The organism is Pseudomonas sp. JS3066 (genome assembly GCF_036328175.1).
Classification (GTDB): domain Bacteria; phylum Pseudomonadota; class Gammaproteobacteria; order Pseudomonadales; family Pseudomonadaceae; genus Metapseudomonas.
The window spans coordinates 1,075,570-1,101,192 of the sequence record NZ_CP143312.1; the positions used below are offsets into that span (position 1 = coordinate 1,075,570).

Annotated in this window: 19 protein-coding genes; 17 read left to right on the forward strand and 2 right to left on the reverse strand. The window is 64.1% G+C overall.

Going from position 1 to position 25,623, the window contains the following annotated elements; genetic code table 11:
• Positions 1–172 precede the first annotated feature (172 nt).
• From fadD2 to SA496_RS05165, 7 genes are all read left to right on the forward strand, one after another.
• A complete protein-coding gene (gene fadD2 / locus SA496_RS05135) occupies positions 173–1,861 on the forward strand; it encodes a long-chain-fatty-acid--CoA ligase FadD2 (protein ID WP_120652407.1) in 1,689 nt (562 codons plus the stop codon).
• 357 nt (positions 1,862–2,218) lie between these two features.
• Positions 2,219–3,925 carry a long-chain-fatty-acid--CoA ligase FadD1 gene (gene fadD1, locus SA496_RS05140; protein ID WP_330115108.1) on the forward strand — a complete coding sequence of 569 codons (1,707 nt, stop codon included), beginning with the start codon at positions 2,219–2,221 and terminating at the stop codon, positions 3,923–3,925.
• Positions 3,926–4,043: 118 nt separating this feature from the next.
• The gene (locus SA496_RS05145) at positions 4,044–4,949 is read left to right on the forward strand and encodes a LysR family transcriptional regulator (protein ID WP_153917561.1); all 906 of its coding nucleotides are present in this window, start codon (positions 4,044–4,046) and stop codon (positions 4,947–4,949) included.
• A gap of 151 nt (positions 4,950–5,100) precedes the next feature.
• On the forward strand, positions 5,101–6,633 hold the full coding sequence (locus tag SA496_RS05150; RefSeq protein WP_377673517.1) for an MFS transporter: 1,533 nt from the start codon (positions 5,101–5,103) through the stop codon (positions 6,631–6,633).
• Between the two features lie 12 nt (positions 6,634–6,645).
• On the forward strand, positions 6,646–7,710 hold the full coding sequence (locus SA496_RS05155; protein WP_120652400.1) for an HlyD family secretion protein: 1,065 nt from the start codon (positions 6,646–6,648) through the stop codon (positions 7,708–7,710).
• Positions 7,711–7,843: 133 nt separating this feature from the next.
• Positions 7,844–11,848, forward strand: coding sequence for an ATP-dependent RNA helicase HrpA (gene hrpA / locus SA496_RS05160; RefSeq protein ID WP_330115109.1), 4,005 nt, complete (start codon positions 7,844–7,846; stop codon positions 11,846–11,848).
• Positions 11,848–12,384, forward strand: a complete 537-nt coding sequence (locus SA496_RS05165) for a DUF3087 domain-containing protein (RefSeq protein WP_330115110.1) — start codon at positions 11,848–11,850, stop codon at positions 12,382–12,384. Before hrpA ends, SA496_RS05165 begins: the two co-directional genes overlap by 1 nt.
• 445 nt (positions 12,385–12,829) lie before the next feature.
• Here the strand turns inward: SA496_RS05165 and SA496_RS05170 are convergent, their stop codons facing one another.
• Positions 12,830–13,780, reverse strand: a complete 951-nt coding sequence (locus SA496_RS05170) for a LysR family transcriptional regulator (protein ID WP_330115111.1) — start codon at positions 13,778–13,780, stop codon at positions 12,830–12,832.
• Positions 13,781–13,958: 178 nt separating this feature from the next.
• Here SA496_RS05170 and SA496_RS05175 point away from each other — a divergent pair, with 178 nt between their 5' ends.
• The 5 genes from SA496_RS05175 to SA496_RS05195 all read left to right on the forward strand — a co-directional run bounded on the left by SA496_RS05175 (position 13,959) and on the right by SA496_RS05195 (position 19,266).
• Complete coding sequence (locus SA496_RS05175) at positions 13,959–15,467, forward strand: efflux transporter outer membrane subunit (RefSeq protein WP_330115112.1); 1,509 nt, start codon at positions 13,959–13,961, stop codon at positions 15,465–15,467.
• 9 nt (positions 15,468–15,476) lie between these two features.
• Positions 15,477–17,714 carry an FUSC family protein gene (locus SA496_RS05180; protein WP_330115113.1) on the forward strand — a complete coding sequence of 746 codons (2,238 nt, stop codon included), beginning with the start codon at positions 15,477–15,479 and terminating at the stop codon, positions 17,712–17,714.
• Positions 17,704–17,904 carry a DUF1656 domain-containing protein gene (locus SA496_RS05185; protein ID WP_120652388.1) on the forward strand — a complete coding sequence of 67 codons (201 nt, stop codon included), beginning with the start codon at positions 17,704–17,706 and terminating at the stop codon, positions 17,902–17,904. The genes SA496_RS05180 and SA496_RS05185 overlap by 11 nt, the downstream gene beginning before the upstream one ends.
• Before the next feature lie 7 nt (positions 17,905–17,911).
• Positions 17,912–18,823, forward strand: a complete 912-nt coding sequence (locus SA496_RS05190) for an efflux RND transporter periplasmic adaptor subunit (RefSeq protein WP_120652386.1) — start codon at positions 17,912–17,914, stop codon at positions 18,821–18,823.
• A 179-nt stretch (positions 18,824–19,002) separates the two neighbouring features.
• Positions 19,003–19,266, forward strand: a complete 264-nt coding sequence (locus SA496_RS05195) for a DUF2790 domain-containing protein (RefSeq protein WP_120652384.1) — start codon at positions 19,003–19,005, stop codon at positions 19,264–19,266.
• Between the two features lie 60 nt (positions 19,267–19,326).
• Here the strand turns inward: SA496_RS05195 and SA496_RS05200 are convergent, their stop codons facing one another.
• Complete coding sequence (locus SA496_RS05200; protein ID WP_330115114.1) at positions 19,327–20,115, reverse strand: helix-turn-helix transcriptional regulator; 789 nt, start codon at positions 20,113–20,115, stop codon at positions 19,327–19,329.
• A gap of 134 nt (positions 20,116–20,249) precedes the next feature.
• On the opposite strand from SA496_RS05200, the gene SA496_RS05205 reads away from it, so the two are divergent.
• The 5 genes from SA496_RS05205 to SA496_RS05225 all read left to right on the forward strand — a co-directional run bounded on the left by SA496_RS05205 (position 20,250) and on the right by SA496_RS05225 (position 25,445).
• A complete protein-coding gene (locus SA496_RS05205) occupies positions 20,250–21,065 on the forward strand; it encodes a carbon-nitrogen hydrolase family protein (RefSeq protein ID WP_120652380.1) in 816 nt (271 codons plus the stop codon).
• Between the two features lie 85 nt (positions 21,066–21,150).
• Positions 21,151–22,473, forward strand: coding sequence for an APC family permease (locus SA496_RS05210; protein ID WP_120652378.1), 1,323 nt, complete (start codon positions 21,151–21,153; stop codon positions 22,471–22,473).
• A gap of 107 nt (positions 22,474–22,580) precedes the next feature.
• Positions 22,581–23,003, forward strand: a complete 423-nt coding sequence (gene hpaR / locus SA496_RS05215; protein WP_120652376.1) for a homoprotocatechuate degradation operon regulator HpaR — start codon at positions 22,581–22,583, stop codon at positions 23,001–23,003.
• Between the two features lie 233 nt (positions 23,004–23,236).
• Positions 23,237–24,406 (forward strand): p-hydroxyphenylacetate 3-hydroxylase oxygenase component, encoded by a 1,170-nt coding sequence (locus SA496_RS05220; protein WP_153917695.1) that lies wholly within the window; start codon positions 23,237–23,239, stop codon positions 24,404–24,406.
• A 100-nt stretch (positions 24,407–24,506) separates the two neighbouring features.
• The gene (locus SA496_RS05225) at positions 24,507–25,445 is read left to right on the forward strand and encodes a p-hydroxyphenylacetate 3-hydroxylase reductase component (RefSeq protein WP_330115115.1); all 939 of its coding nucleotides are present in this window, start codon (positions 24,507–24,509) and stop codon (positions 25,443–25,445) included.
• Positions 25,446–25,623: the final 178 nt, after the last annotated feature.

Consider the following 25,623-nt stretch of genomic DNA (forward strand, 5'->3'; position numbering starts at 1 on the left):
TCCGGATGTCATGTTCTTGTTCTGATGCTAGGCGAATCTAACTGGACTATCGGTAAGATTCACGCGGTCAATGACACCCCGTCGCATATTTGCGCTGCGCTTCGGAGCTGCTAAGTTCCCGGCAGCCCCGCAGTGCGGGCCAGACTATTTCAGGGCTTCGAGGATAAGAACAATGCAACCTGATTTCTGGAGCGACAAACGCCCGGCCGGCGTGCCCAACCAAATCGATCTGGCCGCCTACAAGTCGGTGATCGAGGTCTTCGAACGATCCTGCAAGAAGTTCGCTGACCGCCCGGCCTTCAGCAATCTGGGCGTGACCCTGACCTACGCCGAGCTGGATCGCCTGTCCGCAGCCTTCGCCGCCTACCTCCAGAAGAACACAGACCTTGCACCCGGCGACCGCATCGCCGTGCAGATGCCCAACGTGCTGCAGTACCCCATTGCCGTGTTCGGCGCCCTGCGCGCCGGCCTGATCGTGGTCAACACCAACCCGCTCTATACCGCCCGTGAGATGCGTCACCAGTTCAAGGACGCCGGGGTGCGTGCGCTGGTCTACATCAACCTGTTCGGCAAGCTGGTCGAGGAAGTCCTGCCCGACACCGAGATCGAGTACCTGATCGAGGCGCGCATGGGTGACATGCTGCCAAGCCTCAAGGGCTGGCTCGTCAACACCGTGGTGAAGAAGCTGAAGAAGATGGTCCCCGACTATCACCTGCCTCAGGCCGTCTCCTTCAAGGACGTGCTGAAGCAGGGCCAGGGTCATGGCTTGAAGCCGGTGCGGGTCGGCCTGGAAGACATCGCCGTGCTGCAGTACACCGGCGGCACCACGGGCGTGGCCAAGGGCGCGATGCTGACCCACGGCAACCTGGTGGCCAACATGCAGCAGGTCGACGCCTGCCTGTCACAGCACGGCCCGGATGGCGCGCCGCTCATGAAGCAGGGCCAGGAAATCATGATTGCGCCGCTGCCGCTGTACCACATCTATGCCTTCACCGCGAACTGCATGTGCATGATGGTCAACGGCAACCACAACATCCTCATCACCAACCCGCGCGATATCGGCGGCTTCATCAAGGAGCTGCAGAAGTGGCGTTTCTCTGCGCTGCTGGGCCTGAACACCCTGTTCGTTGCGCTGATGGACCACCCCGAGTTCAAGAACCTCGACTTCTCCAACCTCAAAGTCACCAATTCCGGCGGCACCGCCCTGGTCAAGGCTACTGCCGAGCGCTGGCAGGCCATGACCGGCTGTTCCGTGGTGGAGGGCTATGGCCTGACCGAAACCTCCCCCGTGGCCAGCACCAATCCCTACGGCAGCCTGGCTCGCCTGGGGACCGTGGGCATTCCGGTACCGGGCACCGCGTTCAAGACCATTGACGATGCGGGCAACGAACTGCCCTTGGGGGAACGAGGCGAGCTGTGCATCAAGGGGCCGCAGGTGATGAAAGGCTACTGGCAGCGTCCCGAGGCCAGCGCCGAGGTGCTGGATGCCGAAGGCTGGCTGAAGACTGGCGACATCGCGGTGATCGATCCGGACGGCTATGTGCGTATCGTCGATCGCAAAAAGGACCTGATCATCGTTTCTGGCTTCAACGTCTATCCAAACGAGATCGAGGACGTGGTGATGGCCCACCCGAAGGTGGCCAACTGCGCGGCCATCGGCGTACCCGACGACAAGTCCGGTGAGGCGGTAAAGCTCTTCGTGGTGCCGCGCGAGGGCGGCGTCAGCGTCGAGGAGCTGAAGGCCTACTGCAAGGAAAACTTCACGGGTTACAAAGTGCCCAAGCACATCGTGCTGAAAGAAGCCCTGCCGATGACTCCGGTGGGCAAGATCCTGCGTCGCGAACTGCGCGATATCGCCTGACCGAAAGGGCAGGGCGGGTCTTCCGTCCTGCCCTTGTTCTTCCCGCCTCCTCTTCACCCCGCATTTCAGCACGAACCGCCTGTCCGCCCGGTCAATCTCCCCCCTCAGAACCCGTGAAAGCCCCGAAATACGCCGTTTGTCGGCTAATTAGAGTTCAGACTCCAAAAATGACCAGATGCACTGAATTTGGTCATTTTTATTACTGGTAAGGGCTGGTTTGGTGCTGGTGAGGCTCTGGCAAAGCTGTTAATCTCGGCGCGTTTTTTTGCCCGCACGGGCGCACAATTGCACAGAACACAACAAACAACTGCCCCTCGGAGGGTAGTGAAATCAGCTGTTGCTTAGGAGTGGGCCTCCATGACCGATAACTTCTGGAAGGACAAATATCCAGCGGGTGTACCTGCCGAGATCAATGCCGACCAATACCCCAACGTCCAGGCGGTATTGAAGGAGTCCTGCCAACGCTTTGCCGACAAGCCCGCATTCAGCAACCTGGGCAAGACCCTCACCTACGGTGAGCTCTACGAACTTTCCGGTGCCTTCGCCGCCTTCCTGCAGAACCACACCGATCTCAAGCCTGGCGACCGCATCGCCGTGCAACTGCCGAACATCCTGCAGTACCCGGTAGTCGTCTTCGGCGCCATGCGTGCCGGTCTGATCGTGGTCAACACCAACCCGCTGTACACCGCGCGGGAAATGGAGCACCAGTTCAACGATTCCGGCGCCAAGGCCCTGGTCTGCCTGGCCAACATGGCTCACCTGGCTGAAGAAGTGCTGCCCAGGACCGGCGTGAGACACGTCATCGTCACTGAAGTCGGCGACCTGCTGCCGACCTTCAAGCGCCTGCTGGTCAATGCCGTGATCAAGCATGTGAAGAAGATGGTGCCGCCGTTCAGCCTGCCCCAGGCAGTCAAGCTCAACGATGCCCTGGCCAAGGGCCGTGGCCGTGCCGTCAACGAAGCCAGCCCGCAGGGCAGCGACATCGCCGTGCTGCAGTACACCGGCGGCACCACCGGCGTGGCCAAGGGCGCGATGCTGACCCACCGCAACCTGATCGCCAACATGCTGCAATGCAAGGCGCTGATGGGCGCCAACCTGAACGAAGGTTGCGAGATCCTCATCACCCCGCTGCCGCTCTATCACATCTACGCCTTCACCTTCCATTGCATGGCGATGATGCTGACCGGCAACCACAACATCCTCATTTCCAACCCGCGCGACCTGCCGTCCATGACCAAGGAGCTGGCGAAGTACAAGTTCACCGGCTTCGTGGGCCTGAACACCCTGTTCGTTGCCCTGTGCAACAACGAGGACTTCCGCAAGCTGGACTTCTCCGCGCTGAAGCTGACCCTGTCTGGCGGCATGGCCCTGCAACTGGCCGCCGCCGAGCGCTGGAAACAGGTCACCGGCTGCGCCATCTGCGAAGGCTATGGCATGACCGAGACCAGCCCGGTGGTATCGGTGAACCCCTTCCAGAGCATCCAGATCGGCACCATCGGCATTCCGGTGCCCTCTACCCTGTGCAAGGTGGTGGACGACGAAGGCAACGACGTTGGCCTGGGCGCGCCCGGCGAGCTGTGCGTGAAGGGCCCGCAGGTGATGAAGGGCTACTGGCAGCGCCAGGAAGCCACCGACGAAATCCTCGATGCCGACGGCTGGCTGAAGACCGGCGACGTTGCGGTGATCCAGGAAGACGGCTTCATGCGCATCGTCGACCGCAAGAAGGACATGATCCTGGTGTCCGGCTTCAACGTGTACCCGAACGAACTGGAAGACGTGCTGGCGACCCTGCCGGGCGTGCTGCAGTGCGCCGCCATCGGCGTGCCGGACGAGAAGTCCGGCGAGGCGATCAAGATGTTCGTGGTCGCCAAGCCCGGCGTCAGCCTGACCAAGGAACAGGTGATGGAGCACATGCGCAGCAACGTCACCGGTTACAAGGTGCCGCGCGCCATCGAGTTCCGCGACGCGCTGCCGACCACCAACGTTGGCAAGATCCTGCGCCGCGAACTGCGTGACGAAGAGCTGAAGAAGCTCAAGGCGAAGCAGGAGAAGGCCCAGGCCTGATCCCCATCGCTCCTGACAAGGCCCCGCACTCGCGGGGCCTTGTCGTTCATGGCGTCCCATCGACGGCATTCGGGCCGGTCGCTACATTGGCGATCTCTCTTTTGCGCTGGAGCCGGCAATGTCATTGCCCGACCTCAACCTGCTGGTGGCCCTGGATGTTCTGCTCGACGAGGGCAGCGTGGCCGGCGCCGCACGGCGCATGCACCTGAGTGCGCCGGCCATGAGCCGAACGCTGGCGCGCATTCGCGATGCGGTGGGCGACCCGATCCTGGTGCGTGCCGGGCGCGGCCTGGTGCCTACGCCACGCGCACTGGAACTGCGCGAACAGGTGCGTGAGCTGGTGGAGCAGGCCAGCGGACTTTTCCATGCCCGTGATGTGGACCTTTCGAGTCTTGCGCGACAGTTCAACGTGCGGACTAATGACATCTTCATGGTCTGCTATGGCGGCCGGCTGTTCGAGCTGATGCGCCAGGAAGCGCCCGGCGCGGTGCTGCGCTTCGTTCCGGAGATCGATGGCGACGACGATGCCATGCGCGCCGGCCGCATCGACCTGATCGTCGGCGCTTCCGACAAGCTGACGCCCGAGATCAAGTCCCAGGGCCTGTTCGAATGCCGTTTCAACGGCCTGGTGCGCGAGGGGCATCCGATCTTCGACGCACCCATCACAGCGGAGCGCTTTGCCGCCTTCGACCAGATCAGCGTTTCGCGCCGAGGCCTGGCGCGCGGGCCCATCGACCAGGCGCTCGCTGATCGGGGGCTTTCACGCCGAGTCGGGCTGATCTCCCCGAGCTTCTTCTCGGCGGTGCTGGCCCTGCACGATTCCGATCTGATCCTCCCCATGCCCGACCCGGTGATCTCGGTGTGTGAGCGGCTCGGCCTGCCACTGCGCTCGTTTGCGATTCCCTTGCCGCTGGAATCGGTGCGGGTTCGCCAGTCCTGGCATCCGCGTTTCGACAACGATTCAGCCCATCGCTGGCTGCGCCGCCTGATCAAGCGCTGCTGCGAAGAGGGCCTGCGCAGCTAGTGGGGATACGTGCGTATAACGCACTGATTCATTCGCATAATTGCAGTTATCGGCATGGCAGGAGCACAAATAGACTCAGTCTCGTGCCTGCAATCCGGTAACCTGTCATGTCCGTTTACTCCACCTCTCGCGCCGGCGGAAAGGCGTCCAGATGAACGCCTCCCTGGCCATGCCGCTGCCGGTCGCAGGCCCTGTGGCGGCGCCTGTCGCTACTCCCTTCACCCCACGCCTGGTGGTCGGGATGCTCGGCGTCCTGCTGGCTGTCCTGGTCTCCGGCTTCAATGAAAACGTGATCAAGATCGCCCTGGCGGATATCCGCGGCGCCATGGGCATTGGTCGTGACGAAGGGACCTGGCTGGTGGCGCTCTATGCGGCGCCCTCGGTTTGCGCCATGGCCTTCGCGCCCTGGTTCGCGGTGACCTTGTCCCTGCGTCGCTTCACCCTCTGGGCCATCGCCGCCTTCATGCTGCTCGGGCTTTTGAGCCCGCTGGCGCCGAACCTGCAGAGTCTGATGTGGCTGCGCGGCCTGCAGGGGCTCGCCGGCGGAGCCTTGCCGCCGATCCTGATGACCGTGGCGCTGCGCTTCCTCCCCGCCAACATCAAGATCTACGGCCTCGCCAGCTACGCCCTCACCGCGACCTTCGGCCCCAGCCTCGGTACGCCGCTGGCCGCGTTCTGGGTGGAGTTCGTAGGTTGGCGCTGGGCCTTCTGGCAGATCGTTCCAACGAGCTTGCTGGCCATGGCCGCTGTGGCCTGGGGGTTGCCCCAGGACCCGTTGCGCCTGGAGCGTTTCCGTCAGTTCAACTGGCGGGGCCTGGCGCTTGGCTTTCCCGCGCTGTTCATGCTCGTGGTCGGCCTGGTGCAGGGCGAGCGGCTGGACTGGTTCGAGTCATCTTTGATCCGCGTCCTGCTCGGTGGCGGCAGCGTGTTGCTGGTGTTGTTCCTGCTCAACGAATGGAGGCACCCACTGCCGTTCTTCAAGCTGCAACTGCTCAAGCTGCGCAACCTCAGTTTTGCGCTGTTCACCCTGGGCGGGGTGCTGTTCGTACTGCTGGCGGCAGTGATGATTCCCTCGAACTACCTGGCCCAGGTGCAAGGCTATCGGCCGTTGCAGACCGCGCCGGTCATGCTGGTAGTGGCCTTGCCGCAACTGCTGGCGCTGCCGCTGGTGGCGGCCCTGTGCAACCTGCGCTGGGTCGATTGCCGCTGGGTGCTCGCCTGCGGCCTGGTCATGCTCGCCTGTTCCTGCTGGTTGGGTTCGCAGCTGACATCGGCCTGGATCCGCGACGATTTCTATCTGGTGCAGGCGCTGCAGATCTTCGGCCAGCCGATGGCGGTGCTGCCCTTGCTGATGTTGTCCACAGGCAGCATCAAGCCCACCGACGGACCTTTCGCCTCGGCCTGGTTCAACACGGTCAAGGGATTCGCCGCGGTGCTTGCCGGCGGTGTGCTGGAGGCGCTTGCGACCCTGCGCCTGCATCTCCATTCGACGCAACTGGTCGACCGCCTGGGCAATAACCCGCTGGTCGAGGGAGGCGTTGAAATCGCCCGCCGGCTGCATCTGCAGGCTCTGGTGCTGACATCCGCTGATCTCTACCTCTGCATGTCCGCCGTGGCGGTCGCACTGCTCCTCATCATTCCCTTCGTGCCCACGCGCATCTATCCGCCGCGCGCCCCGACCTGACCGGAGTCGATCATGAACCAATCCCGCATTCTCAAACCCGTTATCCCGGTCGCCCTGCTGGTGGGCGCCGGCCTGCTGGCCTGGGGCACCTGGCACCTGCTGGGCGAAAGCACCGACCAGTACACCAACGACGCCTTCGTTCACGCTGACTTCACCTTGGCGGCACCGAAGGTGCCAGGCTTCATCCGCGAGGTGCTGGTGGAGGACAACCAGATGGTGAAGGCCGGACAGCTGCTCGCTCGCATCGATGACCGCGACTACCGTGCCGCCCTGGAAGGCGCGCGGGCGAAAGTCGCCAGTGCCCAAGCGCAACTGGAAAATGCCGGGGCCACCCTGGAGCGGCAGGATTCGCTGATCGAACAGGCCCAGGCGACGCTGGAGGCTGACCGCGCCGAGCGTGTCTTCGCCCAGCATGAACTGGAGCGCTACCAGAAACTGGTAGGACGTGGTGCCGGCACACTGCAGGCCGCGCAGTTGGCCCGCAGCCGTTTCGACAGCGTGCTGGCGCGACAGGCCGAACACAGCGCCGCGTTGCTCGCCACGCGCAAGCAGACCGACATACTCACTGCCGAACGCGATGCTGCGCAGGCTGCACTGTCCAGCGCCCAGGCGGCATTGCGCCAGGCCGAGCTGGACCTTTCCCATACCGAGCTGCGGGCGCCCATCGATGGCATGGTCGGCCGCCGCGCCGTGCGCGTCGGCGCCTTCGTCAAACCCGGCGATGCGCTGTTGGCGGTGGTGCCGCTGGAGCGTGCCTATGTGGTGGCCAACTTCCAGGAAACCCAGCTCACTCACGTGCGCCCGGGGCAGGAGGTGGAGATCGCGGTGGATACCTTTCCCGGCGAATCCCTGCGTGGCCGTGTGGAAAGCATTGCGCCAGCAACCGGCGTGACCTTCGCCGCCATCGCGCCGGACAACGCCACCGGCAACTTCACCAAGGTAGTGCAACGCATTCCGGTGAAGGTCGTGCTGGATGCCGGCCAGCCCCTGCTTGGCCAGCTGCGCGTGGGAATGTCAGTAGAGGCGAGCATCGATACGCGCAGTGAACCCGAGGCGGTAGCCGAGGTGCCCCTGTAGGAGCGGGCTTGCCCGCGAAGCTTTTGAGCGCATCCTTTCGCGAGCAAGCTCGCTCCTACACAGACGCCAGCCTGCTGGGAAATCTGCGACAATTCCGCCCTTGCCGAAAACGACAGCAGAATCAGCGGAACCGATGAGCGAGCAATCTCCCAGCGCCGAACAACTCCTGAAACGCCTCGACCAGGCCATGGGCGCCGACCGCCATCGCCTGCGCCGACAGCTCCACGAGCTGCGCAAGCATCCGGACGACGCCAAGCTGGCGCAGTGGGCCGAGCGCTTCCAGGCTTCCATCGCGCGGGTCGAGGCGCGGCGCGCCAGTGTGCCGGTGATGCGCTACGACGACGCCCTGCCCATTGCCGCCAAACGCGACGAGATCAAGGCGGCGCTGGAAAAGCACCAGGTGCTGGTGATCGCGGGTGAAACCGGCTCGGGCAAGACGACCCAATTGCCGAAGATCTGCCTGGAAATCGGCCGTGGCACCCACGGTCTGATCGGCCACACCCAGCCACGCCGGCTGGCGGCGCGTAGCGTGGCGACACGCGTGGCGGAAGAGATCGGCAGCCCGCTCGGCGAGCTGGTGGGCTACCAGGTGCGTTTCGAGGACCAGTCCAACGAGCGCAGCCTGATCAAGCTGATGACCGACGGCATCCTGCTGGCTGAAACCCAGCATGACCGCTTTCTCGAACGCTACGACACGATCATTGTCGACGAGGCCCACGAGCGCAGCCTGAACATCGACTTCCTCCTTGGCTACCTCAAGACCCTGCTGCCACGCCGCCCGGACCTCAAGCTGATCATCACCTCGGCCACCATCGACCTGGAGCGCTTCTCGAAGCATTTTGGCGATGCCCCGATCATCGAGGTTTCCGGCCGCACCTATCCGGTGGATACCTGGTACCGGCCGCTGGCCGCCGAGGTGGACGAAGACGGCGAAGCACTGTTCGACGACCTGTCCGTGGACCAGGGCATCCTCCGTGCCCTGGACGAGATCACCGCCCATGAACGCGAAGTGGGCAAGCGCCCCGGCGACGTGCTGGTGTTCCTCCCTGGCGAACGGGAAATCCGCGATTGCGCAGAAGTGCTGCGCAAGGCCAACCTCAGGCACACCGAGGTTCTGCCGCTGTACGCGCGGCTGACGCCGGCCGAGCAACAGAAGATTTTTGCCCCCATGCCGGGCCGCAAGATCGTGCTTTCCACCAACGTCGCGGAAACGTCGCTGACGGTACCGGGCATCCGCTATGTGATCGACAGTGGCACCGCGCGCATCAGCCGCTACAGCTATCGCGCCAAGGTCCAGCGCCTGCCGGTGGAAGCGGTGTCCCAGGCCAGCGCGAACCAGCGCAAGGGCCGCTGTGGCCGTGTCGAACCGGGTATCTGCGTGCGGCTGTACAGCGAGGAGGATTTCATCTCCCGCCCGGCCTTCACCGACCCGGAGATCCTGCGCACCAACCTCGCGGCGGTGATCCTGCAGATGCTCCACCTGCGCCTGGGCGATATCGAGGCCTTCCCCTTCATCGAGCCGCCGGACGGCAAGGCCATCAAGGACGGCTTCACGCTGCTGCAGGAACTCTCGGCGGTGAACCGCGAGTGCCAGCTCACGCCCATCGGCCGCCAGTTGGCGCGCCTGCCCATCGACCCGCGCCTCGGTCGCATGGTGCTGGAAGGCGTTCGCCAGGGCAGCCTGGACGAAGTGCTGGTGATCACGGCCGCGCTGTCGGTGCAGGACCCGCGTGAACGCCCCCTGGAGCGCCAGCAGGCCGCCGACCAGGCGCATGCCCAGTGGAAGGATGTTGACTCCGATTTCGCTGCCCTTATCAACCTCTGGCGCGGCTTCGAGGAACAGCGCCAGGCGCTGGGCTCCAACGCCCTGCGCACCTGGTGCCGGAAGAATTTCCTCAACTACCTGCGCCTGCGCGAATGGCGTGACGCCCACCGCCAGCTGGTGCTGATCTGCCGTGAGCTGAAGCTCTTCCCCGAGGCCGGCAGGAGCCAGCTTGCTGGCGAATCTGGCAAGGCGCGGAAGGATTCCGCCGTTCGCCAGCAAGGGGGCTCCCACAAGGCGGAGACGCCCGAACGCAGCATCGACTACGCCAAGGTGCACAAGGCGATTCTCTGCGGCCTGCTGAGCCAGATCGGCCAGAAGACCGAGGACGGCGACTACCTGGGCGCCCGCCAACGGCGTTTCTGGATCCACCCCGGTACCGCAATCGCGAAGAAGCGCCCGCAGTGGATCATGGCCGCCGAACTGGTGGAAACCACCAAGCTGTTCGCGCGCATGGTGGCCAAGATCGAACCGGACTGGCTGGAGCCACTGGCCGGTCATCTGGTGAAGAAGAATCACCTGGAGCCCCATTGGGAGAAACGTCGCGGACAGGTCGTGGCCTTCGAGCAGATCACCCTCTACGGCCTGATCATCGTTGGCCGTCGCGCTGTGCACTACGGCCCGGTGGACCCGGAGGTCTCCCGCGAGTTGTTCATTCGCGAAGGCCTGGTACGTGGCGAGATCAACAGCAAGGCGAAGTGCCTGACCGCCAACCGCCAATTGCTGGAGCGGCTGGACGAACTGGAAGCCAAGGCACGCCGCCGCGACATCCTTGCCGACGAAGAAACCCTCTTCGCCTATTACGCGGCGCGCCTACCGGCAGACCTCTACCAGACGGCCAGCTTTGATAGCTGGTATGAGCGCGAGCGGGCGAAGAATCCGAACCTGCTGATCATGCGCGAAGAAGACGTGCTGGCCCGCGAAGCCAGTGAAGTCACCGCCGCGCAGTACCCGGACAAACTACGTCTGGGCGAACTGGAACTGCCGCTGTCCTACCACTTCGAGCCCGGCCACGTCCGTGACGGCGTGACCCTGCGAGTGCCCGCGCCGCTTCTGCCGCAGCTGCCGCCGGAGCGCCTTGAGTGGTTGGTGCCCGGCCTGCTGGAAACCAAGTGCGTGGCGCTGGTGCGCAACCTGCCCAAGGCCATCCGCAAGAACTTCGTGCCGGTGCCGGACTTCGTGAAAGCGGCCTTGGCCAAATTGGTGTTCGCCCAAGGCTCGTTGCCGGAAGCGCTCGGCCGTGAGCTGCAGCGGATGACCGGTGCTCGCGTGCCGGAAGAGGCCTGGGTCGAGGCGGCTGCCCAGCTGGAAGGCCACCTGAAGATGAACCTCGAAGTGGTGGACGCCCGCGGCAAGTTCCTTGGTGAAGGCCGTGAACTGGCCGAGATCACCGCGCGCTTCGCCGAAGCCAGCCAGGCTGCCCTGGCCATTCCGCAGGCGCAGAAGGAACAGAAGCCGGTGGAAGCCAAGGGCTTCGCCCAGGTCGCGGAGAAAACCCAGCAAAAGGTCGCCGGTCTTTCCATGACGGTGTACCCGGCACTGGTAGAGGAGGGCGGCACCGTCAAGGAAAGCCGCTTCCCGACCCAGGCCGAAGCCGAGTGGCAGCATCGCCGCGCGCTGCAGCGCCTATTGCTGCAGCAGCTTGGCGAAAGCGCCAAGTTCCTCCGTGGCAAGCTGCCGGGTCTTACCGAACTTGGCCTGCTGTACCGCGACATGGGACGTGTCGACGCGCTGGTGGAGGACATCCTCCTGGCCAGTCTGGACAGCTGCATCCTCGATGGCGAAGCCAACCTGCCCCGTGATGGCGCGGCCCTGGCCTCGCTCGCCGAGAAGAAACGCGGCGCCTGGGCCGAGCACGCCGAGCGGCTGGCGCGACTGACTCTGGACATCCTCAAGCTCTGGCATGCCCTGCAGAAGCGTTTCAAGGGCCGGATCGACCTGGCGCAGGCAGTGGCGCTCAACGACATCAAGGCGCAACTGGGTAATCTCGTCTATCCGGGCTTCGTTCGCGAAACCCCGGCGGAGTGGCTGAAGGAACTGCCGCGTTACCTCAAGGCCATCGAGCAGCGCTTCGACAAGATTGCCGCACAACTGCAACGTGACCGTGTCTGGTCCGGCGAGTTGGCTGGCTACTGGGAGCAGTACCAGGCCCGCCTGGCCAAGCACGCCCAGGAGGGTAAGCGTGATCCGGAGCTGGTGCTCTATCGCTGGATGCTGGAGGAATACCGCGTATCGCTGTTCGCCCAGCAGTTGGGCACGAAGATGGCGGTATCCGATAAGCGTCTTAATAAACAGTGGAGCCAGGTAGAAGCGTGATGAGCGAGCCCTTCGAAATACGTCCGATGATCCCCGAGCAATATCGCCAGCAGACCCAGCGCATCACCCTGGTCATCGCAGGCCTGTTCATTGCCCTGGCGCTGCTGTTGTCCACTTTTTGCGTGCAGGTGTTTGGTACGCCTGGTGGCGACAATTTCCGCTGGAACCTGATTGGTGTGCTGGCCGGCCTGGCGCTCACCGTCGCCTTCGTGCGCCTTCAGCTCTGGCCACGCCCGTGGATGGCTCCGGCCGTCTACGGCTGGCAGCTCAAGCGCAATCTGATGCGCGTGACCAATGTCATGCACAAGGTCAAGGCAGGGGTGGCGGCCGGCGATCCGGCAGCGATGAAGCTGCTGCGCTTCTACCACCTGGGCCTGACACAGATGCACCAACTGGATGGCAACAGCGCCGACCTCAGCCACCATGTGCACGAGATCGACCGGCACCGAGAAGCGATGGAAGTGCAAGGACTGCCGGTGGAGCAGAACCGCCTCGATCCGGTCTGGCTGGAAGCGGTGAAGGGGTACGGCAAGTAGTTTCCAGAACCCGCTGAGCCAAGCTGCTGACCGAATTCTGCGGATATTTTTGGTTTCGCCTTCCCAGGTAAGTCCCTTTTCCAAACGTTGAAAAGGAAGCAAAAAACTTGCCCCTGCATTCGGCCCCGGCTTCGCCGGGGTTCCCTCCCTTCATCGTTGCGCCGGGGGCGCGGTGCGAGGGGGCTCCATGGCCCCACTCGCCTCTCGCGGCATCCATGCCGCTCGTCCTCCTCCGCAACGATTCCGCTCGGCCTGCTGAAGGGGCGGAGTCGTTGCCCCGCCTCTGTTGCTCACTATCAGGCACGTTTCGGCTTCAGGATGGCAAGGGCCTCGCTAGCGCGAGTCACCCTTCGCCTGGCTGCGGGAGAGGGGGCGGGCCGCGTTCGGAAGAGGGTTTCCTCAGGCTGGCGCAGATTGGCAATCGCTAACGCTGACAAGGCCGTCGCTAACGCACCCCCAATCGCAAGCTGTACTCCGCCACCGCCTTCTCGTCCGCCGCGACCCGCTCCGGCAGGAACTCGCGAAGGAACTCGACCCAGGTACGGATCTTCGCATCGAGGAACTGTCGCGACGGATAGAGCGCGTAGATGCCGAGGGGGAAGAGGCTGTGGTTGGGCAGCACGCGGACGAGGCTGCCGTCCTTCAGGCCGCTGATGGCCGAGTACACCGGCACCACGCCCACACCTATCCCGGCCCTGATGGCTTCGGTCATGGCATCGGCCGTATTCACCTGGAAGGGCGTCTGGTTGACGCTGACCATCTCCTGTCCGTCGGAGCCTTCGAACAGCCACTTGTCCAGGGACATCACATTGTTAACCAGGCGCAGGCAGCGGTGCTTCGACAGCTCCGAAGGCATGCGCGGCGCCCCATGCTTCTCGATGTAGCCGGGGGAAGCGCAAAGCACGCTGTAGGTGGTGCCGAGCTGCTTGGAAATGAAGCCCGAGTCCGGCAGTTCCTGGGCGATCACCACGGAGATGTCGTACCCCTCGTCGAGGATATCGGTGGTGCGGTTGGCCAGGGTCAGGTCGAAGCTCACGTCCGGGTACTTCTCGCTGTATCCGGCGATCGCCTTGATCAGGTAGTGCTGACCGATGCCGGTCATGGCATGCACCTTCAGGTTGCCCACCGGGCGCGCATGGGCCTCGCTGGCCTCGGCCTCGGCTTCTTCGATGTAGCCAAGGATCTGTTCGCAGCGCAGCAGGTAGCGCTGACCGGCCTCGGTCAGGGCGATGCGGCGTGTAGTGCGGTGCAGCAGGCGCGTGCGCAGGTGGGTTTCGAGAGTGGCGACTGCGCGGGAGATGTATGAGGTCGTGAGATCCATGCGCTGGGCAGCGGCGGTGAAGCTGCCGGTTTCCGCCACACAGACGAAGGCGCGCATGTTGAAGAGGATGTCCATGGAGGGTCCTGGCCCGGAAGGGAGGCAAATTTTGTCACGAAGTATGTCCCCGGATTATGGCTGATTCAGTACACAATCCTTCATCTATCCGTCGCCTTATCCTTCACCCTGGCTGCCCCTAGAATCGCCGCCGATCCAGGCCCTGTCCCTGGCTACCCAGCATTCAGGATATGCCGCAGTGCACCGCAATCCTTGGTCCGGTTTCGCCCGCGCCAGTCTGTTCGCCGCCATTTCGTTCCTCTCCGCTTGTATCGATAGTCAGGGCATAGCGCCCCAGGCAGAACGCCTGGATGCTGCCCAACTGGACCCCGGCTCGGCCATTCGGCGCGCCGAGCGTGACGCCGCCTGGCCCGACACCCAATGGTGGCGCGCCTATGGCGACCCGCAGCTGGACGCCTGGATGGAGCAGGCGCTTGCCGGCAGCCCCAGCCTGGCCATTGCCGCTGCCCGTGTGCGCAAGGCCCGGGCGCTGGCCGGGGTGGTGGAGTCCGCTGAACAGCCCCAGGTCGCCTTCGATACCAATCTGCAGCGCAAGCGCTGGCCGGCTGACAACTTCTATGGTCCCGGCGATCTTGCCCGCAGCACCAGCTGGAACAACGCCAGCCTGCTGGGCTTCTCCTACGACCTCGACCTCTGGGGCCGCGAGCGTAGCCGCAGTCACCAGGCGCTGGACCGGGCCCGAATGGCGGTGGCCGAAGGGCGCCTGGCGGCGCTGGAGCTTCAGGGCAACCTGATGCGCAGCTACGTCCGCCTGGCCCTCTTGCATGCGCAACAGGACATAGCCCAGGCCGCTCTTGCACAGCAGGAACAAATCCTGCGGTTGGCCGAACAGCGCCTGCGCGACGGTATCGGCACCCGCCTGGAAGTCAGTCGTGCCGAAGCGCCATTGCCGGAGTCCCACCGGCAGATTGACGCCCTGGATGAATCCATCGACCTTGCCCGCAACCAGCTTGCCGCCCTGGCCGGCAAGGGGCCGGGGGAGGGCGAGCACCTGCAGCGTCCGACGCTCGATCTGCAACAGCTGCCCGGCCTTCCCGCGCAACTGCCGCTGGAACTACTCGGTCGTCGACCGGACCTGGTCGCCAGCCGCTGGCAGGTGGCGGCGCAGGCGCGCGGCATCGAGGTCGCCAAGGCGGGCTTCTACCCCAACGTCAACCTGCTGGGCGGTATCGGCACCAATGCCACCCAGGGCGGCGTGCTGGATTTCCTGCGCTACGACAAGCTCACCTACAACCTTGGCCCGGCCCTCAGCCTGCCGGTGTTTGATGGTGGGCTACGCCGTGGCCAGTTGGGCGCTGCCGCCGCCGAGTACGACATTGCGGTGGAGCAGTACAACCGGACTTTGATCGGTGCGCTGCAACAGGTGGCCGATGCCCTGGTGCGCATCAGGTCGCTGCACCAGCAGCAGGCACTCGCTGCTGAAGCGGTGGCTGCCGCGCAAAAGACCTGCGACCTCGCGCTGCTGGCGCAGAAGCGCGGCCTCACCGGCTTCGACGCCGTGCTGGAAACCCAACCCGTCCTGTTCCAGCGCCAGCTCCGGCAACAGCAGGTACGCGCGGAATTGCTCGGCGCCCAGGCCGACCTGCTGCTGGCCCTTGGTGGCGGTGTGCTGCCCGAGCCCGGCGGCCCCGACGCCGCAACGCTGGCGCCGCAGGAACCTCGCCTGCGTTTTCTCCCCAAGTCCTGAGGACCCGACATGGTTCGAACCTTCAACCGCGCGCTGGTCGATTGGGCGCGCAGTGACGGCCTGACCTGGGCCTTCATCTTCAAGGCCCTGCTCACCGCCTTCCTCGCCCTCTGGCTGGCCTATCGCCTGGAACTGCCGCAACCGGGCACCGTGCTGGTGACCGTGTTCATCGTCATGCAGCCGCAGAGCGGACAGGTCCTGGCCAAGAGCTTCTACCGCATCATCGGCACCTTGCTGGGGGTGGCCGTGATGGTGGCGCTGATCGCCCTGTTCAATCAGGAGCGGGTGCTGTTCATGCTCTGCCTGGCCATCTGGATCGGCCTGTGCACGGCCGGAGCCGCGCGCTACCGGGATTTCCGTGGCTACGCATGCGTACTGGCGGGCTACACGGCGGTGATGATCGGCCTGCCGGCCACCTCGCACCCGGACGATGCCTTCATGCTCGCGCTCTGGCGGGTCCTGGAGATCAGCCTGGGCATTCTTTGCACCGGCCTGGTCAACGGCCTGATCCTGCCGCAGAGCACCAGTACCGACCTGCGCAACACCTTGCATGGACGTTTCCGCGACTTCGCCGCTTTCGCCTGCGAAGGGCTGGCCGGCGGCCTCGATACCGGACGCTTTGATGCCAGCAACGCGCGCTTTGCGGCCGCCGCCGTGAATCTCGAGAACATGCGTAACGCCACCGCCTTCGAAGATCCGCACATGCGCATGCGCAGTGGGCGCCTGGCGCGCCTGAACAACGAATTCATGGTGCTTTCCACCCGTTTCCATGGCCTGCACCAGTTGCTGCGGCGCCTGGCCAACTCGCCTGCACCAGAGGTGGGAGCGAGCTCTGCTCGCGAAGGCTCGGAGTCGATGGAGTTCGCTAGCAGAGCTGGCTCCTACGGGAGCATGGTGCTCGACGCTTTGCAGCCTTGCCTCGCGGAAGTTTCACGGCTGCTCGCGCCGCTGCGTGACCGCCTGAGCAGCGAGGCTGACGCGGCCCAACTCGCCATCCGCCTGGAGGCCTGCAAGCAAGAGCTGATGCAGTTGATCCGTAGCGGTCGCGCGCAGCTTGCCGTGCAGCAGCCCAGTGAAGCCCAGAGCCTGGATTACGACACGGCTGCCGAGCTGCTCTACCGCTTTGCCGATGACCTGCACAGCTACGCTCAGACCCATGCCTCGCTGTTGGATGACCACCATGCCCGCGAGCAGTGGAAAGAAAGCTTCCGACCCCGCGCCAACGCCGTGGCTGCGGCCGTGGCGGGACTGCGCAGCAGCCTGCTGATCCTGCTGCTCGGCGCCTTCTGGATGGCCACCGCCTGGCCCAGCGGCGGTACCTTCGCCATGACCATCGGCATGGTTTCGGCGCTGGCATCATCCTCGTCCAATCCTCGGCGCCTTTCACTGCAACTCACCCTGGGTGCCAGCGCGGGCGCTTGCCTGGGCATCTTCATGACTTTCCGTGTCCTGCCCGAGATCGACGGCTTCGCGTTGCTCTGCTGTGCCCTGGCGCCGGTCGTCGCGCTGGGTGCCTACCTGCTGGCGCGACCGCAACTGGCAGGTGCCGGGCTGGGCCTGCTGATCTGGTTCTGCATGAACTCCATGCCGGCCAACCAGACACTGTTCGACCCGCACCGGGTGCTCAACGAATACCTGGCCTCGGTGATTTCCATGGCGCTGGCGACCGCGGCCGCCGCGGTGCTACTGCCGCCCAACCGGCCCTGGCTGTGGCGGCGCCTGGAGCGCGACCTGCGCATGTGCGTGGTGCGTGCCGTGAGCGGTCGGATGAAGGGGCTGGTGTCCGGTTTCGAAAGCGGCACCCGCGACCTGTTGAATCAGGCCTACCTGTATTCCGCCGGACGCCCGGACGTGCAGCGCCAGTTGCTGCGCTGGATGTTCCTGGTGCAGGAAGTGGGGCATGCAGTGATCGAGATGCGCCTGGAGCAGGCGCGCCTGCCGGCGCTCTCCTGCTATGCCGAATCCATGCCCTGGCGCAATGCCATCCGTGCCATGGGCCGGGCACTGATCCGGCTGTTCATCCAGCCTTCGGAAACCAACCGCCAGCGCGCTCTGTTCGCCGTGGAACAGGCCATCGACAGCGTGCGCAGCACCGCCGAGCCATGCGCGCCGCAGTTCGAAACCTCGCCCCTGCGACGCTTGCAGAGTTACCTGCACTTCATCCGTACTTCGCTGCTGGACCCTCAGAATCCGCTGGGCGGCGATGCAGCGACGACGTATCCGCAAGGAACCGTCCATGCCGCGTGAAATCGCACTGCACGGTGTCTACCTGCCGAGCCTGACCCTTTTGTTCCTGGTGGCGTTCCTGCTCGGCTGGGCGCTGGATCGACTGTTCGCCTGGTGTGGCCTCTACCGCCACGCCTGGCACCCGGCGCTGCTCCGTGTCGGCCTGTTCACCTGCCTGTATGGCGCCCTGGCGCTGACCATCTACCGTTGAGGCTTCCATGTCCCTGAAACGAATCATCAGTGTCGGCGCGACCCTGCTCATCCTCGCGCTGGCGGTCGTGCTGGTGCGCACCCTCTGGCAGCACTACATGGACTCGCCCTGGACCCGCGACGGTCGCGTGCGCGCCGATGTGATCAACATCGCCCCGGACGTGGCCGGCCTGGTGGTGGACGTGCCGGTACGCGACAACCAGCAGGTAGAGGCCGGTGACCTGCTGTTGCGCATCGACCCGTCCCACTACGCAGTAGTAGTGGAGCAGGCCGAAGCCCTGGTGGCGGCCCGCAAGGCGGCGCTCGCCATGCGCAAGGTCAATGCCGACCGCCGCGCCGAGATGGACGACCTGGTGGTATCCCGCGAGAGCCGCGAAGACGCCGGCCACCTGGCCGCCGCCGCCCTGGCTGAATACCAGGAGGCTGTCTCCGCCCTGGATGCCGCCAAGCTCAACCTGGCGCGAACCGAAGTCCGGGCGCCGGTGGCTGGGCATATCACCAACCTCAACGTCTACAAGGGCGACTTCGCCGAGCGCGGCGAAGCCAGCATGGCCCTGGTGGACGAGCAGTCCTACTACGTCAACGGCTACTTCGAAGAGACCCGCCTGCCACGCATCAAGGTAGGGGATCTTGCCGAACTCAGGCTGATGAGCGGCGAGCGCCTCACCGGGCGAGTGGACAGCATCGCCCGTGGCATCTACGACCGCGATAACCCGGAAAGCCGCGAGCTGATCGCCGACGTGAACCCGACGTTCAACTGGGTGCGACTGGCCCAGCGGGTGCCGGTGCGCATCCACCTGGACGAGGTTCCCGAAGGCGTGCTGCTGGCTGCCGGCATGACCTGCACCGTGGTGATAGGGGAGAAGGGCGCCAGGCCGGAAACTACCGGCTGGCTCGATGGATTGCTGTTCGCACAGTAAACAGTCCTTGTTGTATCCGGCGCTGTTTGTGAAGTTTCCCGAATATTAAAATTATCCCGCCTCCCACGATGAGGCACTTGCTGCCGTAAACATCACCGAAAGGTGTTGCGCTGTACCTTCGGCCAGTTCGTGGAGAGCTGGCCGAAGTTCCAAACTCCAAGCACTCGGGAAACAATCCAATGAAAGCTCTTGCCTTGCTGGTTCTTGCCGGCATGTCTGCCTTCGCCTTGGCTGAAGAGCCGGCAGAATCCACTGTCGCCGGGGAACCCGTGATCGAGCAGTATCACTACGGGATGGAACTTGATATCGCCAAAGTTCTTTCTCGAAGTGAAATTTCCGATGTCTGCGGCGTGGTTCCGGCCTATATGACCTACGAAGATCATCAGGGCAAAGTTCATCGCCTGGAATATGTGGTTTTTGGCCAGGGTTGCAGTAACGGTTGATTGGCAGGATGTCATTCATCAAACCGAATTATCACTCTGCAAGCAGAATACCGAGCCCGCTTACCCCTCCTGCGCCTTCAGGAACAGGCGGAACAGCTCCGACTGAGACTTGATCCCCAGCTTGCTGTAGATGTGCTTGCGGTGGACCTTCACCGTCTCGGCGGAGATATCCAGCTTGCGTGCGATCTCCTTGCTCGAACAGCCGCTCAGCATCAGGCGGCCGACCTCCAGTTCGCGGGCGGTCAGGGCGCTTTCTACCTTCTGGCCGGCGGCTTCCAGCTGTTCCTGCCAAGCTGGGGCGGGTGGAGGCGGGTTGGCCATCAGCTCTTGCTCGAAAGCCAGGCGCTGGCGCATCAGACCGGCAACCCAGGGCTGGATCAGGCCGAGCAAGGCGATTTGCTCCGGGCTGAAGCGCTGCCGCGAGCCCAACGAAAGGCATAGCGTCCGCCCGCCATCGAGCGGCACGTTCAGCTGCACCTCGTCGGCTACGACGTTGAGCCGGAAGTAGCGCTGGTAGTAATCGGTCTGCTCGAAGCATTCCGGCGCCACGTCAGCGAGACGGAACAGGCCGCCGGTGTTGTGCTCGCGGCTGGCGATGTAGAAGGGGTCCAGCAGGTAAAGGCCGCGCAGGTAATCCTGGAACAGCGGGTCGGGTCCGCCATCCGCGCCCGGACATTCGGCGAGCACCTGGGGGCGTCCATGACTGAAGAGCAGGGCGACCCAGCTATCGAAAGACACGTACTGCTCCAGCTGGCGAACCAGGGCGATCCAGAAGCCTGGGCGATCGAGCTGTTCGATCAACCGCCCGACGGACTGGTGCCAGGCGATGTCCTGCAAGGTAAGACTCATGTTTCTACCCCCGATGGGTTACCACACCCGCGTAATTACTCCAGGCCCTGTCGCGTTCCATACTCCGGACATGCCAGGGCGGGTGCAGAGCATTCTGACGTCTGCTCGCCCGCTGACAAGAACCAGGAGCACCCATGAAGGTCGAACTCGTCCAACTCGCCGGCCGTGACGGCGACACTGCCTACAACCTCGAACGTACCCTCCAGGCCATCTCCGCCTGTGCTCCGGGTACGGACCTGGTGGTTTTTCCGGAAACCCAATTGATGGGTTTCCCCACCGAAGCCAACGTCGCCGCCGTTGCCGAGCCGCTGGATGGCCCCAGCGTGCAGGCCGTCCAGCGCGCTGCGCGTGAGCGCAATGTGGCGGTGGTCGTCGGAGTGGCGGAGAACGATGCCGGAACCTTCTACAACACCACGCTGCTGATCACACCGGACGGCATCGCCCTGCGCTATCGCAAGACTCACTTGTGGGCATCGGATCGCGGCATCTTCACGCCCGGGGACCGTTACGCCACCGCGCTGTGGAAAGGCATTCGCGTCGGCATCCTGATCTGTTTCGACATCGAGTTTCCGGAGAGCGCCCGCGCCCTTGGCCAATTGGGTGCAGAGCTGATCCTGGTGACCAATGGCAACATGGACCCCTATGGCCCCACCCACCGTACCGCGATCATGGCCCGTGCCATGGAGAACCAGGCATACGCCGTGATGGTGAACCGCGTGGGCGAGGGTGATGGCAGCCTGGTGTTCGCGGGTGGCAGCGCGGTGGTCGACCCCTTCGGCCAACTGCTCTGCGAGGCCGGGCGGGAGGAGTGCCGGCAGATCGTAGAACTGGACATGACCCGACTCGAATCTGCGCGCCGCGACTATCGCTATCTGGACGAGCGCCGGTTCGTGCTGCCGGGCGAGCGTATCGACCACGCAGACGGTCGTCGCGAGCTGCTGATTTCCTGACCCCTTTGGCCGCCCCATCCGCAGGGCGGCCGCTTCACGCCGACTTCGGCTCTGTCACAACAACCAACAATTCGGAGTAGCGGTAATGGCTCATCTTCAGCGCACCTTGTCGCTGGGGTCGGTGGTGCTTTTCGGCATCGCCTACATGACCCCGATCATCGTTCTTGGCACCTTCGGCATCCTCGCCGACACCACTGGCGGTGTGGTCCCGGCCGCCTACGTGGCGGCTTCCGTGGCCATGCTCTTCACTGCGTTCAGCTATGCCCGGATGGCCGCTGCCTTCCCGGTGGCCGGCTCGGCCTACAGTTATGTCCGCAAGGCCATCAACCCCAAACTGGGGTTCCTTGCCGGCTGGGCGGTATTGCTGGATTACCTCTTCTTGCCGATGGCCATCTGGTTGATCGGTGCGGCGTACCTGCACTCGGCGTTTCCCAATGTGCCCCAGCCCGTCTGGGTGCTGGCGTTCATCGGGGTGACCACTGCGATCAATGTGGTGGGATTGCGCCTGGCGAAGAACGTCAACGGCGCACTGATGCTGGTGCAGTTCCTGGTATTGGTCGCCTTCGTCGCGCTCTGCGTGCACTACGTGCTGGGTGATGCGAGCAAGCCGCTGTGGTCGCTGGCCCCCTTCATCAAGGAGGGGATGCAGCTGCCGCTGATCATGAGCGGCGCGGCCATCGCCTGCTATTCCTTCCTCGGCTTCGATGCCGTGAGCACCCTGACCGAGGAAACCCGCGACCCGCGTCGCACCATCCCCAAGGCAATCCTGCTGATTACCCTGATCGGCGGGCTGATCTTTATCACCACCTCGTACTTCGTGCAGCTGGCGCACCCGTCGACCGAGTTCCAGAGCGCCGATTCGGCGGCCTACGAAATTGCCCGCAACATCGGCGGCGATGTGTTCGTCTCGATCTTCCTCATTGGCCTGATCGTCGGGCAGTTCACCTCGGGCCTGTCGGCCCAGGCCAGCGCCTCGCGCCTGCTGTTCGCCATGGGGCGCGACGGCGTGCTGCCGCCATCCCTGTTCGGTCGCCTGAGCGAGCGCTTCGGCACGCCGGTTGGGAGCATCGTGCTGTGTGGCGTGGTAGCCCTGCTGGCGCTGCAGATGGACGTGACCACGTCCACGTCCTTCATCAACTTCGGCGCCTTCCTGGCATTCACCCTGGTGAACCTATCGGTGATATTCCACTACTGGCTCAACGGTGATCGCCGCGGCCCGCGCGAGCTGGTGCAGTTCCTGCTGTTCCCGCTGACAGGTATGGTGGCGACCCTCTGGCTGATGGTCAGCCTGGACCACCTGGCAATCATCCTCGGCCTCTCCTGGCTGGCGCTGGGGGTGATCTACCTCGGCTGGTTGACCGGTGGCTTCCGACGCCAACCACCTGAACTGAGCTTCGAAGAGGCCTGATGCGTCAACGGGCGGACGTCGGACGTCCGCCCGCTCCACTTGCCGGGCTGCAGTGCCGGGGATATTTTCGTTAAAATATTCACGATACTTCCCGGACCACAGCCGCCATGCCCGAAACCCGCCCCTCCCTGACCCTCACCCTGTTGCAGGCGCGCGAAGCGACCATGAGTTTCTTCCGTCCCCTGCTCAACCAGCACGACCTGACCGAACAGCAATGGCGGGTGATCCGCCTGCTGCGCCAGCACGGTGAACTGGAGAGTTACCAGCTTGCCGACCTTGCCTGCATCCTCAAGCCGAGCATGACCGGCGTGCTGGCGCGTCTGGAGCGTGATGGCATGGTGGTGCGCCGCAAGGCCCCGCAAGACCAGCGCCGTGTGTTGGTGAACCTCACCGAAAAGGGCCAGCAGTGCTTTGTCTCCATGAGCTCGGGGATGGAAGCCAATTACCAGAAGATCCAGGATCAGTTCGGCGAGGCGAAGCTCAAGCAGCTCTTCGAATTGCTCAACGAGTTGAAGCAGATCAAGCCCTGATCGCACCAACGGCATCCTAGGGGATATGCCGGGTGTGCAATGCACCCGGCGCGCCATGAAAAGTGCAATCGAGAGACCGTAACGTCCATTTTTGGGGCCTACGCCCCGTCCCATAATCGCCCTGCATTCACTTCGGTTACCCGTTTCAGGCTCCGGCGTCTCGTGCCGTTACGCATCGAGATGAGCCATCCGCCTGGCCTTTTCCAAGTACTAACAATAAGCAGGGCCTCGACATGAAAAAGCCAAATCCACTGCTCGATGACCTCAGGGCGATCCTGCCGGCCATCGCAGCCAACGCCGCCAGGGCCGAGCAGCTTCGCAAGGTCCCGGACGAGAACATCGCCATCCTCAAGGGCATTGGCCTGCACCGCGCGCTGCAACCGAAGAAGTACGGCGGCATGGAAATCTCCCTGCCGGAGTTCGCCGATTGCGTGGTTGCCCTGGCCGGTGCCTGCGCCAGCACTGCCTGGGCCTTCAGTTTGCTGTGTACCCACAGCCATCAGTTGGCGATGTTCTCCGCACGCCTGCAGGAGGAAGTCTGGGGCGAGGATTCCGACGCCACTGCCAGCAGCTCCATCGCACCATTCGGCAAGGTGGAAGAGGTCGAGGGCGGGGTTCTGTTCAGCGGCGAAATGGGCTGGAGCAGTGGTAGCGACCATGCCGAGTGGGCCATCGTCGGCTGCCGCCGCAAGAGCACCGAAGGCGAACTGGTCTACTGCTTCGCCGTACTGCCGCGCAGCGACTACGAGATCCGCGACGACTGGTACGCCGCCGGCATGAAGGGCAGCGGAACCAAGACGCTGATCATCAGGGACGCCTTCGTGCCGAACTACCGCATCCAGGCGGCCAAGGACATGATGGAGGGCCGTTCCGACGGCTTCGGCCTGTACCCGGACAGCAAGATCTTCTACGCACCCTACCGTCCGTACTTTGCCAGCGGCTTTGCTGCCATCAGCCTGGGCATCGCCGAGCGCATGCTGGAGGCTTACAAGGAGAAAACGAAGAACCGCGTGCGCGCCTATACCGGCGTGAGTGTGGGAACCGCCACGCCGGCGCTGATGCGCCTGGCCGAATCCACCCACCAGGTCGCCGCCGCCCGCGCCTTCCTGGAAAAGACCTGGCAGGAGCACGCCGAACACGGTGAGCGCCACCAGTACCCGAGCCGTGAGACCCTGGCCTTCTGGCGCACCAACCAGGCCTACGCGGTGAAGATGTGCATCCAGGCCGTGGACCGTCTGTTCGAGGCCGCCGGCGGTACCAGTTGGTTCGAGAACAACGAAATGCAGCGCCTGTTCCGCGACTCCCACATGACCGGCGCCCATGCCTACACCGACTACGATGTTTGCGCGCAAATCCTCGGCCGCGAGCTGATGGGGCTGGAGCCAGACCCCAGCATGGTCTGAGCCCGGCTCTCCATCCCCTTGCGTGCGGGGCGGCCTCGCGCCGCCTCGATCCTCTACTCACGCGCGGCCGTCCCGGAAGGCGGCCGCCAGGAGTTGCGTCATGTCCTCTCAAGAAACTCTCTTCGATTCCCGTGCCTTCCGTCGCGCCCTGGGCAACTTCGCCACCGGTGTCACGGTGGTGACCGCCACTGCACCTGATGGCACTCGCGTGGGTGTCACCGCCAACAGCTTCAACTCGGTGTCGCTGGAGCCGCCGCTGATCCTCTGGAGCATCGACAAGCGCTCCAGCAGCCTGGCCGTGTTCGAGCGGGCCAGCCATTTCGCGGTGAACATCCTCGCTGCCGACCAGATCGACTTGTCCAACCAGTTCACTCGCCCGCGTGATGACAAGTTCGAGGGCGTGGCGGTGGAATCCGGCGTTGGTGGCGCGCCGCTGCTGCCCGACTGCGCCGCGCGTTTCGAATGCGAGATGCACCAGTGGGTGGAAGGCGGCGACCACTGGATTCTCATCGGCAAGGTGGTCCGTTTCGATGATTTCGGTCGCTCGCCGCTGCTGTATCACCAGGGCGCCTATTCGATGGTCCTGCCGCATACCCGCATGACTCGAAAGTCCGAGGGCCAGCCCGCTTCCAGCGCTTTTCAGGGGCGCCTGGCGCACAACCTCTACTACCTGATGACCCAGGCGGTACGTGGCTACCAGGCCGATTACCAGCCGAAACAGCTGTCCACCGGCCTGCGCACCAGCGAGGCGCGGATGCTGATGGTGCTGGAGAATGACGCCGGCATGGGGCTCTCTGACCTGCAGCGTGAAGTGGCAATGCCCATGCGCGAGATCGAGGAAGCCGTGGCCATTCTCAAACGCAAGGGGATGGTGGTCGATTCCGATGAGCGCTACGTCCTGACACCGCTCGGTGTGCAGCAGGCGGAGGAACTCTGGCGTATCGCCCGTGAGCAACAGGAAAAGGTCTTCGCGCAGTTCAGCGAAGAGCAGCAGGCGACTTTCAAGGCCATGCTCAAGGCGGTGATTGCGCTGGGTTGATCGAGCATCCGTGCAGTGAAAATGGCGCCCAAGTGGCGCCATTTTCGTTTGCGCGTGAAACCAGCTCCTGATGACGTGGTCATCAGTCGTCGGCTTTCGAGTCAGCGAACCAGCAGGTTGAGGCAGGTGCCGTAGGGTGCGCCATGTGTCCCGGCTGAACACACAGCGCACCCTACGA